Source organism: uncultured Mobiluncus sp. (assembly GCF_947254095.1).
In the GTDB taxonomy this organism is placed as follows: Bacteria; Actinomycetota; Actinomycetes; order Actinomycetales; family Actinomycetaceae; genus Mobiluncus.
Map to the genome: position 1 here is coordinate 1 of NZ_CAMYBV010000027.1, position 10,574 is coordinate 10,574.

General features: G+C 61.9%; 10 protein-coding genes. 4 read left to right on the plus strand and 6 right to left on the minus strand.

What is annotated here, in order from left to right:
* From Q0X47_RS07910 to Q0X47_RS07930, 5 genes are all read right to left on the minus strand, one after another.
* A partial coding sequence (locus tag Q0X47_RS07910; RefSeq protein WP_297724744.1) for a phosphatase occupies positions 1–804 on the minus strand: 804 nt, incomplete at its 3' end.
* The gene (locus tag Q0X47_RS07915; protein WP_297724747.1) at positions 804–1,421 is read right to left on the minus strand and encodes a DUF501 domain-containing protein; all 618 of its coding nucleotides are present in this window, start codon (positions 1,419–1,421) and stop codon (positions 804–806) included. The genes Q0X47_RS07910 and Q0X47_RS07915, both read right to left, overlap by 1 nt.
* A 32-nt stretch (positions 1,422–1,453) precedes the next feature.
* Complete coding sequence (locus Q0X47_RS07920) at positions 1,454–2,167, minus strand: septum formation initiator family protein (protein ID WP_297724749.1); 714 nt, start codon at positions 2,165–2,167, stop codon at positions 1,454–1,456.
* Positions 2,168–2,200: 33 nt separating this feature from the next.
* Complete coding sequence (locus tag Q0X47_RS07925; protein WP_297724752.1) at positions 2,201–2,947, minus strand: YggS family pyridoxal phosphate-dependent enzyme; 747 nt, start codon at positions 2,945–2,947, stop codon at positions 2,201–2,203.
* 9 nt (positions 2,948–2,956) lie between these two features.
* Positions 2,957–3,853, minus strand: a complete 897-nt coding sequence (locus Q0X47_RS07930; protein ID WP_297724754.1) for a DMT family transporter — start codon at positions 3,851–3,853, stop codon at positions 2,957–2,959.
* Between the two features lie 244 nt (positions 3,854–4,097).
* Here Q0X47_RS07930 and Q0X47_RS07935 point away from each other — a divergent pair, with 244 nt between their 5' ends.
* Genes Q0X47_RS07935 through Q0X47_RS07950 form a run of 4 tightly spaced genes read left to right on the plus strand, consistent with a single transcriptional unit; the run spans position 4,098 to position 10,067 of the window.
* Positions 4,098–6,713, plus strand: coding sequence for an ATP-binding cassette domain-containing protein (locus Q0X47_RS07935; protein ID WP_297724756.1), 2,616 nt, complete (start codon positions 4,098–4,100; stop codon positions 6,711–6,713).
* 5 nt (positions 6,714–6,718) lie between these two features.
* On the plus strand, positions 6,719–9,292 hold the full coding sequence (locus Q0X47_RS07940) for an FtsX-like permease family protein (protein WP_297724759.1): 2,574 nt from the start codon (positions 6,719–6,721) through the stop codon (positions 9,290–9,292).
* 59 nt (positions 9,293–9,351) lie between these two features.
* Positions 9,352–9,771 carry a phage holin family protein gene (locus Q0X47_RS07945; protein WP_297724762.1) on the plus strand — a complete coding sequence of 140 codons (420 nt, stop codon included), beginning with the start codon at positions 9,352–9,354 and terminating at the stop codon, positions 9,769–9,771.
* A complete protein-coding gene (locus Q0X47_RS07950; protein ID WP_297724765.1) occupies positions 9,768–10,067 on the plus strand; it encodes a DUF3618 domain-containing protein in 300 nt (99 codons plus the stop codon). Before Q0X47_RS07945 ends, Q0X47_RS07950 begins: the two co-directional genes overlap by 4 nt.
* A gap of 106 nt (positions 10,068–10,173) precedes the next feature.
* Here Q0X47_RS07950 and Q0X47_RS07955 read toward each other — a convergent pair.
* A partial coding sequence (locus Q0X47_RS07955; protein ID WP_297724767.1) for an AIR synthase-related protein occupies positions 10,174–10,574 on the minus strand: 401 nt, incomplete at its 5' end.

Sequence of the window (10,574 nt, forward strand, 5' to 3'; positions counted from 1 at the left end):
TTTTTCCGCGTGCGGCATCCGAATCAAACGCCGGGCACGTTCCCGCAGCGCGCCAGAATCCAGCACGGCCCCGTTGATTTTGTCCGGCTCGTAACTGTCCAACCCCAACTCCAAGGCCGTCAAAGTCGTGACCGAACCGGCCACCCCGACTACCTCGCGGGCACGCTCCAACGGCACGCTGGCGCCAGCTTGGGCAATCAGGGAATCTACAAACTGTCCAGCCTGGCTGATAGCGTCCTCGCTGGGCACCCCCCGCGCATCTTCGGCGGGTCGCAGATAACGTTCGGTGACCCGCGTGGAACCCATGTTCATCGACACCGCGGCCGTGACCTGGTCAAAACGACCAGTATCGGAGCTCGCCTCCCCGAAAGCAAACTCAGTGGAACCTCCCCCGATGTCTACGGTCAGAGCCGGACTGGCAATGTCGCGGTGCGCTGAAAGTGTCCCGGTGAATCCCAACGTGGCCTCGACTTGTCCCGAAATGACCTCCGGCGTAATCCCCAGCCGCGCCTGCACTCCGGCGCTAAACTGCGAAAAATTATCCGCATCGCGCGAAGCGGAAGTCGCCACCATCCGAATCCGCTGGACGTCCTCCCGGCGCACGTAACCGGCGTATTCCTCGACCGCCACAAAAGTCCGCTCCAACGCGGCTTCACTGAGATGCCCGGTCCGGTCCACCCCTTCGCCCAAGCCCACAATCCGATTCAATCGCATTACGTCAGCCATCGCCCCGGACTGGGGGTCAACCTCACTAATCAGCAAACGAATCGAGTGAGTTCCACAATCAATCGCCGCCAAACGCATTACCGGCCCCTTTCCCCAGTGGTTTCGCCCAATTTCCAGGCACAAGTCGCGGGCGTCCAGCGATGCGGGTCACTCGCCGGCAACTCCGCCAACCGATCCAACACCCAATCCCCGATGGGGTTTACCCCCCGACCCGCCGCCAACGCGTGTCCGAGCAGGGCGTGAAAACACTTGACCCGGTGAGGCATTCCTCCGGCCGACACGCCCGCGATTTCAGGGACTTCCCCGATTCCGGCGGCTTCGCCCGCCTGGGTGCGCTCGCGAATATAAAGCTCATGAGCGCGGGTATAAGTGGCCGCTAGCTGCGGGTCTGCCTCCAGCAAGGCTTCTGCCTCGCGCATGACCCCGTTTGCCTCCAGGTGTGACACAGCCGCGACCGCCGCCGGGCAGGTCAGGTAATAAAACGTGGGAAACGGCTCGCCGCCAGGCAGGCGCGGGGCACTCGCAATGACCGCCGGATGACCAGCGGGGACACCCCCCTCCTGACCAGCGGAACTGGCACCAGATGACGCTCCGCAATTCCCGCATCGGGCGGCTACCCCCAGCACTCCCCGCGGGACGCGCCCCAGTTGAGCTGCAATAATGCGCAAATCCTCCGGGCTAGCGGGTGTAATCACAAGGGCTCCTTTTGTCAGTTTCCGGTCGGCGTTCAGTTGTGGGCCGGGGCGTTCGAGGATTTCGGGGCTGGTTCCGGGGCGGTTTTGCCGGGTGTCGAGGACGGTTCGGTAGTTTTCGCCCCCGGGGCGGGGGTTGTCCCCTCAGCCCCCGAGGCAGTTTCCGGGGCAGGAGCGGCTCCCGCGACTTCCAATCCGGCGACAATCTGGCGGAACCACGGCAAATCATTCGTGTCTTTATCGGTCCAGCCGCTGGTCAGCTGCGGTTTTTTTGCGCCGGGAGGATCAACTACGACATAGGTAATCTCGCCGGGTTTCACGTATCCCAGGCGTTCGCGGGCTTGGCGGGAAATGTATTCGGGGTCTTTATAGCGTTTGATTTCCGCTTCCAGCTCGGCGTTTTGTGCTTTGACCTGGGCAATCTGGGCTGCCAGTGAGCGAGCCTGCTGCTGCTGATCCATCCAGGAACGCAACGGAGAGAACACCACCAGGAATACGGCAAGCGCTACGGCCGCCAGCGTCAAGATTCGGGCAATGCGGGTCGAGCCCGGGGAGTCCACGGCGGGGTTGCGTGGCGTGACTTTCGCTGCGGACAAGCCCGGGTCCACTGTTTTCCCGGTTCTCCCGACGTTCTCGTTTCCCCCGACTTTGCGAGGTTTTCGGGCAGAAGCGTGTGGCGTCGCCGAGCCGCGCGGGGTCGGCTTTTCCGCGTCAGAGGGTTGGCGCGGTTTCAAACTGGGACGCTTCACGTGGACATTATCCCAAAAATCTGCAGTTTTCCGTCACTGGACAGGCTTTTGCGCGTAATCTCGAGGACCAAACAGGGCCGAACCGACCCGCACACACGTGGAGCCCGCCGCAATGGCCAACTCAAAATCCCCGCTCATGCCCATCGACAATTCCCGACAATCCGCACCTCCGGGCAGCCCCGACACGTCCTCTCGCAACCCCGCGAGCTGGGAAAACATCTCAATAACACCATGCTCCCCGACCTGGTCCACACGCGCCGCCACCGTCATCAAGCCGATGAGGTGCAGTTGGGGCTGGTCAATGACCAGTCGCGCCAACTCTAGGGTTTCCTCCGGGGTGACCCCGTGTTTTGCTTCCTCACCGGAAGTGTTGACTTCAATCATCACTTCCAGGGTCCGTCCCGCCTGGTCAAGCAGCCGGTTCAGGGTTTGCGCCAGCTTCGCTGAATCCAAGGACTGAAGTTCCGCGCCGTAAGCGACGATGAGTTTGGCCTTGTTGCGCTGCAGGTTGCCGATTTGGACCCAACGGGGGCTTTCACCGTTCCCGTCAGCGCTCAAGCCCAGGTTCGCGCCCAGTTCCGCAGCTTTCGCGGCCAGTTCCTGGGGTTTGTTTTCCCCGAATTCGCGCGCTCCCGCTTCGAGGGCTTCGCGCAGGTCCGCAACCGGATGGGTTTTGCTGACCGGAAGGATGCGAACTGATCCGACGTCGCGACCAGCGTCCGCGGCCGCCGTGGCGACCTGCTGGGAGAGAGCTTGCAAACGCTGTGAAAAACCGGTCATAAGCCTAGTCTAGTCCGCCGACTCGCTCTGGGAGGGCGGGGCTGAATCGGCGGGTTCGCGCCGATAGGTCAGCGCCACCGCTATCGACACCAAAATCAGACCGCCCACTTCTGCCCAACTCGGAAACTGCCGCAGCATAAATACACCCACCAGCAGGGACGTCACCGGCAACAGCGCGGAGAGCAGCGCGAAAATGGCGGCGGAGACATCACGCAGCACGACCAGTTCCAGAATGTAAGGCACAAAGGAGGAACACAGGCTCATCAGCAGGGCCAGACCGAAAACAGACCACGAGCTAAACGCGACGTGGATGTCGGGCCAGGCCAGGGGCAGCTGCAGGAACGAACCGAATGCCAAGCCTACTGAGAGGGAATCGATGCCCCGACCCAAAACCGCAACTTTGCGACCCAAAGCCATATAGGCGACCCACATTCCCCCGGCGACCAGGGCCCAAAACAAGCCCAACCGGTCGGTCGGATCGCTCATGTCCAGGCCCAGCCCGCCAATCATGACCACGCCGGAAAATGCCAACAGGACCGAGAACTTGCCCAGCCAGCCGGTGATGCCGATAGCCGCGAAAATAACCGGCCCCAGGAACTCCACGGAAACGGTGGTACCCAAGGGAAGCCGCGCTATTGCCTCGTAAAATGTCATGTTCATACAGACCAGGGCCGTCCCGAACAGGCAGGACCAAACATAACCGCTGGGGGTGAGCGCCCGTTTTCCCCAGGGCCGGCGCCACGCCAGCATCAGTACGGAGGCAAATACAGTGCGCAGCCAAGCCACGGTCAGGGGCCCCATCAGGGCAAACAACGTTACCGCGAAACCGGCACCGACATACTGGATGACTCCCTCGGTAAAGAAAATCAGGGGCGCGGGAACGGGTTTTCGCGGTTTTCCGGGCATTTAGCCATTGTAGACGGTGACGCGTGCAAGGTGAAAAAACCTTGTCCGACCATTTTTCGCTACCGCGTGTGACGTTTTACCAGTTCATAGCATTTTGTAAAATTGTCACAAGGCCGTATGGTTCCGCCTTCGGCCCGCTCGCTGAGTGCGCATCGACCTTTGGTATTGTGTTGGGCTTCCTTTGGGCGTGGAAACCGGCGCCTTGGCGGCAAATATGAAAGAATGCAGAGAAAGGAGGCGAAACTTGGTCAATCAATCCCCTGCGGCATCACCGAGATTTTCCACCACGCTTTCTCCGGTTTCAGATCCCCTCATTAGCGTCCGCGGTCTGACTAAAATTTATGGTCAGGCTGATACGGAGCGTGCCGTTACGGCTTTGGATAACGTGGACGTGGATTTCCCCCGCGCCCAGTTCACCGCCATTATGGGGCCTTCCGGGTCGGGGAAATCCTCTTTGCTGCACATTTTGGCGGGGTTGGATTCGTTTCAATCCGGGACGGTCACGGTCGCCGGTCGCGACCTGTCCCAGCTGAACGCCACGGAGCTGACCCGGTTTCGTCGCGACACGATTGGGTTTATCTTTCAGGCGTTTAACCTGGTGCCCACGTTGACTGTCGCAGAAAATATCGAGTTGTCGACGATGGTGCGCCGCCAGTCACCGGATCGGCGCCGGTTGAAAACGCTGGTCAAAGAGCTGGATTTGGAATCGCGACTGAGCGCCTTTCCCTCCGAGCTGAGCGGGGGTCAACAGCAAAAGGTCGCTTGTGCTCGCGCGTTGCTGCCCGCTCCGGAGGTCGTTTTCGCTGATGAGCCGACCGGAAACCTCGATTCAGCCTCTTCGGCGCAGGTTCTTTCGTTCCTACGTGCCGCCGCGCGTGACTGGGAACAGTCAGTTATTATGGTCACCCACGAACCGGACGCCGCGAAATACGCCGACCGGGTGCTATTCCTATTTGACGGCCAAATCGTTGCCCAACTGACGAACCCGACCCGCGAAGCTATCCTCGAAGCGGAGCAAAATCTCGGTGAAGTGCGACAAGCTCGGAAACGTGCGGGGCAGCTGGGCTCTCCCGCGGCTTTGCGAGACGTGCATTCGCCAGCCACGGAAAACGATTTGACCGCCGTCGTGAGTTTGCCAAAAATCGAGGCGGAAACTGAGTCTGAACAGGCCGAATTACCCACAGTGGAACCCGCGGTTTTTCCAAATTCGGCATCGGGTTCAGAGCCGGCCTCTCCGATTTCCCCTTACTTGCAAAGCGTGTTCCCGATTGCGGATGCCCCTAAGCCCAGGCCGGCATCTGTCCCCGCACCGCCTCCCCCCACGCGCCGGCGACGCAGCGCCGCCCCGACTTTTGCCGACCTGGGCATCGCCGAGACCAACCCCGAACCGAACGAACTGGCAGATTCCCTGGCCCGCGGCGATTTTAAGTGGCCCAGTATGTCCGTGGCGCAGCCCGCCTCCCCGGACGACACTAATGATTTGTTGGGTCAGCCGCTGTCGGCTTTGCCTGCCAATCCCCCGGAGGTTCAGGATAATGTAGCCGGTGGCGAGGGTTTTGCCGCCCAGGGGCGCAGCGACTTTGATTCCGTGATTTCCGGGTCTGCCGAGTTGGCAGCCGCTAACTCCGACACGTCCGGCAGCCTTGACACCCCGGTTGCGGATTTTGGTGATACCGGGTCCAATCCGTTCGATTTTACGGACCAGCCCGCGCCCACTGTTGACGGTGAAGGGGACTTGGTGGCGTCTCCCCTGTCGCGCCGTCCGATTCTGGGAGGCATCGCAGCGAATACGCCCACACCGGCTGCGCCGCCGGTGCTTCCCACAGACGCAACTGCGCCAGTTGCACCGCCAGTCCCGCTGCCGGTCACGCCGCCCGCCGAGAACGCCTGGGCGGGCAATACCCCCATGCTAGTGCCCAGTTCGGCTTCGTCCCGGATTCTTTCCGAATCGTTTACCCCCGAATCACTCCAGACGAGCCCGGACGAACCCGCGCCGGCGCGCCCTGATTCTCCTGATAGATTTGCCGAGCCAGACGACACGATGTCCCCTGCTGGGGTGCGGGCTACCGTTCAGCCCACACCGCAGCCCGCACCGCCGGCCGCACCGGAACCGACTTTTGAACCCCTCCCGGAGACTCGGCGAAACTATCAGCCAGAAACCCCGTCAACGGCTCCGGACACGTTCGCGCGCCAACCCGAGTCGCAACCCACGCCCGCTGCGGTAACTGCCCCGGAACCCCTTCCCGAACCTACACCGAGACCAGAACCCGCCACTTCCCGCACTTATGAAGGGCCGCGCCGGTCGCGGCGACCCGCCATCGACCCTAACTTGGCCGAAGCCGAAGGCAAGAGCGAACTGTTGGCCATGATTGAGCAGGCGGAGAAGCTCCTGGCAGCTTCGGGAGCGGCGATTAATGACGCTACGGAAACCCTGCAGGGATCCCCCGCGCCGCGCGGCTCGCGCACCTCAGAACCGACGCCCCCGCTGCGAACACGGCGCGCCGCCGCCGCTACATCAGCTCCCTACGGCGACAGCCCGAGCTTGCCTAGCCATGGGAAGACCCCCGACCAAGAACTGCTCATTGCCCGGGCAGACGCCATGTTAGCCCAGGCAGGAGCACGTTCGGCGACTTTGCAGGACGAACTGCGAAACCTGGGTCGCACCCCCGGCCCGTCAACCTCGTCCGCCGCGTCCACCCCGGACGCACCGGAGGCCTCGGCTACCACTGCCTCCGGCTCGCCAGCCCCAACAATCCCCACGACCCCCACGACCCCCACGGCCCCTGGCTCGGCCGCGCCGGAAACCCCCACCCCGAACTGGCGCACCCAATCCTTGAGATACCCTCCTAAAGGCCGGTAAACGCCATGTGGAAAATCATTTGGCGCGAAATCACCCGCCGCGGCTACCGCTTTTTTCCCACCGTGTTCGCCGTAGTGCTGGGCATCATGTTCTTGACCGCCACTTTGGGGATAACCGACCTGATGACGGACGCAGCCAAGTCCTCGGTAACCGCGACGCTGTCCGGGGACCTCTATGCCGTGGCGCCCCCGATGAAAGACGCCGCCGCGGGAGACCTGGAGGCGCGCGGCAACATCAGCGACGAACTTGTGCCGATTATCGAAGCGGTTGACGGAGTAGCCCACGCCGCACCCCGCTTTGAGGGGCAAGCTGTCCTGTTAGATCAGGACAAACGCCCCGTCTCGATGGGGCTCACCCCGACCCTGGTGCGCGGCGTTTTTCCCTATCCGCCCGGCCCGGAAGTCGCCTCGGGACGCCTGCCGCAAGGACCGAAAGAGGTCATGCTGGAAGTGAACACGGCACGGCGCGCCGGACTGAAAACCGGCCAAACCGCCACCCTGATTTGGGCCGGTGCGACCCACCGCCTGAAAGTCGTGGGCCTGGCCCAGTTCAAAGCCCCGCTCGGCACCGCCACCTTGGCTTTCGTCGACGGTGAGGACGCGAAAACCTGGTTTTCCCCCACCGGCAAAATCAAGCTCATCGGCATCCACGTGGCGCCCGTGGCTAACCCCGACAACGTCAAGGAACGAGTCCAAGACGCGGTCGGTCCCGATGCTGTCATTTTGACGGGTGCCGCGCTGCGCGCCCAGCAGTCCGCGGCCGTGGCTCGCACAGTCGGACTGGTGAACCTGCTGGCCCAGGCGTTTGTGGCGCTGGCGTTGCTGGCGGGCGCCTTCCTGATTGCCAACACTTTCGGGATTCTGGTTACTTCCCGCTATCGAATGCTCGGGATGCTGCGCGCCACGGGCTACACTCCCCGGTCGCTGCAGCTGCTGGTGACCGGCGAAGCCCTGCTGATTGGGCTGCTCGGGTCCGTTTTGGGCGAGGGCGTAGGGCTGGCGCTGGTGCTGGGTGCCCGGCAAATTCTCACTGCACAAGGGTGGGTGTTCACTTCCGGCGTACCGTTGGGGCTCGTGCGGGCGCTGGCGATTGTGGCCCTGGGAGTCCTGATTACCGTGGTGGCCTGCTTGATTCCGGCGCGGCGTGCCGGGCGCATGACCCCGCTGGATGCTCTGGCTGCCAGCGCTCCCGCCCCGAAAGGTCGCCTGCGCGGCGCCACAATTTTCGGAGTGATGGTACTGGTCGTGGCCGTTGCCTTGGGTGCCGGGGCGCTGGTGGAGGCGTCCCAGTCAGGAGTGGGGACGCCTGCGACAGTGCTGGCCCTGGCGGCTTCGCTGTTGGGGTTGTCCGGCGTGTTGTGTCTGACCCCAGTCCTGCTGCGCCCGTTCCTGTGGATTTTTGCCGCATTATTTCAGCGCCTGCACCGCCTACCGGCACATTTGGCCCTGCGCAACCTGCGCCGCTACCCGCGCCGCACCTCCCTGGGGGCAGCCGCCCTGGTCATCGGCATAGCAATCGCCACCACCGGCGGCATCCTGGCCGATTCCGCCCGCAAGTCCCTACAGGCCGGAGTGGTTTCAGAAGTCCATTCCGACCTGGTTGTGGCCTCTCTGCAGCCGTCCACGAACGTCGAAAAAGCCCTCGCGGCGCTGCGGAAAGTGGACGGGGTACGCTTCGCCAACGCCAACATCATTAGCACTCCGATGCTGGTGCGCCTCGACCAAGATCCCACGCGGTCCCTCACCGCCGCCGGTATCACCGCGGACGAAGCCAGGAACCTCGTCTCCTTGCAGGTCAAGGCCGGTGACGTGGAGGGACTGGCAAACGGCCAAGCCCTGGTGAACGCCCGTGATGCCGCCCGTGAAGGGTGGAAAGTCGGGGACGCGATTACGGTGACGGGTCCCCGCGGGATTTACTCCACCAAAGTCGCCGGAATAGTCCGCTCCACCCTGCTGAACGCAGCGATTTTCCTCGATCCTCAGTATCTGCGCCAGGCGGCGGCCCCCGAAACCCTGACCTACCAGTACATTTTTGTAAACCTTCAGAGCGAGAATGCCGCACCCACCACGGCTGAGATTCGTCAGGCACAAGACCAGATACAGCACAGCCTGAACCCATTTTTTGTCTACCGGGTCTTTACTCCGGTGGAGCTGTCCCACGCCCTGTCGCAAACCACCACACAAGTGCTGTGGCTGATGTATGCGCTGCTCGGACTGTCAATCGTTATCGCTATTTTGGGGATTGTGAACACTTTGGCGCTGGCGATGGTAGAACGGCGCCAGAGTTTTGCCATGCTGCGGGTGCTGGGGCTTACCCCGCGGGAAGTGCGGGCTTCGCTGCGGTGGGAGGCATTTTTCCTGGCGCTGCTGGGAGCGGGGCTGGGCTGGATTTCCGGGCTGGTCATCGGGATGCTGTGGCGCTGGCTGCTGCGTGACTTCGGGCTGGGAGAGTGGGGAATTCCGGTGCTAGGCCAGCTCAGTTTCGTTGCGGCGGCTGTCTTTTTGGCGGTTTTGGCGGCGGCGTGGCCGGCGCGGAAAATCTTGCGGACCCCGGCGCTCATGGCGACTCTCGCTTCCTAAACGCTGATTTTGTGAAAATAGTAAACTAGGTTTTAAGTGACGTCGACGAGGAGGCCCTAATGGCTATAGAAGAACCGAAATTATCGCTGGGGGCGCTGTTTGCGCGGTTTTCTACCCAGATTTCTGACCTGTTCAGGGCTGAGGTCGCGTTGATGAAAGCCCAGGCCAAGGCCGCCGGGTCTCGGTTTGGTTTGGCGGCGGGAATGCTGGCGGCAGCTGGCGTGTTCGCCCTGTTCATGCTGGGTTATTTGATTAAAGCAATGTTCTATGGGTTTACGGCGCTGACCGGTTTCGCGGCGTGGGGCGCTTTGCTCACCGCAGCGGTTTTGCTGGTGTTGACCGCGATTTTGGTTCTGGTCGGGCTGTCCGCGGTGAAACGCGCCAAAGAAAACATTCCGGAACCCCAAAAGCACGTTAAGCGCGACGTTGCGACGCTGAAAGCAGCCATCAAGCGCCCGGATTTAGGAGCGAAAAAATGAGCGAAAACATCGCAGAGAAAAAAGAGTTTAACGGTAGCCCGGAGGAAATCGAGCGTCAGATTGAAACCGCTCGCTCCGATATGGGTCAGACCGTAGACCAGTTAGTGGATCGGCTCCGTCCGGCCAACCAGGTCAAAGAAGCGAAAGCGAAAGCCCAGAATTTTGCGCAGCAAGCCAAGGATACCTTCACTGACGCGGTGGAAGGCGATGTGGATTCGCAAAAGAAACTGGGCATCGCGGCCGGAGTGGTTGCCGGTGTTTTGTTGCTGGCAAAACTACGCCGCCGCCACCGGTAACCTCATTTGTTGTCCATATAAGGTGGTATTTAGGCAATAGCTGCCATTATTGGCAGCTATTGCCTGTATTCCACCTTTTATCCACGCGATTGACAGTAGCCCGGGCTCAGAACCGGTATTCACCGAGCATCGCTACGGTTCCTCCAGCGACCCCTTTAGTCCCGGAAATCTGGCGCTCACCTGCGGGAACACCATCACTAACAAGTCCCATGACAAAAGATTCCATGCCGGCGACCTGTGCCGCCATCATCGTGGCGGGCACAAAATCAGGATGCACGATAGCCACCATGCCCACTCCGAGGTTCCAGGTGTCCTCGGCGCTGGTCACGTCCACCCCTCCCAAATCCATCAGGTAGCGGAAAATTCCCGGCACCTGCCAAGTCGAACGGTCCACCACCGCGTGTAGCCCAGCGGGAATGACCCGGCACAGATTCGCGGCCAAACCGCCACCCGTCACATGAGCAAACGCGTGAACCCGGTTTCCGTCCAGTTCCCCGGCAAAATCAC

What these genes read in the sequence shown, in the direction of transcription:
- Q0X47_RS07925 (WP_297724752.1), bottom strand. Translation starts at nt 2,947, where the DNA reads ATGACCGGTTTTTCACAGCGTTTGCAAGCTCTCTCCCAGCAGGTCGCC.
- Q0X47_RS07930 (WP_297724754.1), bottom strand. Translation starts at nt 3,853, where the DNA reads ATGCCCGGAAAACCGCGAAAACCCGTTCCCGCGCCCCTGATTTTCTTT.
- Q0X47_RS07940 (WP_297724759.1), top strand. Translation starts at nt 6,719, where the DNA reads ATGTGGAAAATCATTTGGCGCGAAATCACCCGCCGCGGCTACCGCTTT.
- Q0X47_RS07945 (WP_297724762.1), top strand. Translation starts at nt 9,352, where the DNA reads ATGGCTATAGAAGAACCGAAATTATCGCTGGGGGCGCTGTTTGCGCGG.
- Q0X47_RS07950 (WP_297724765.1), top strand. Translation starts at nt 9,768, where the DNA reads ATGAGCGAAAACATCGCAGAGAAAAAAGAGTTTAACGGTAGCCCGGAG.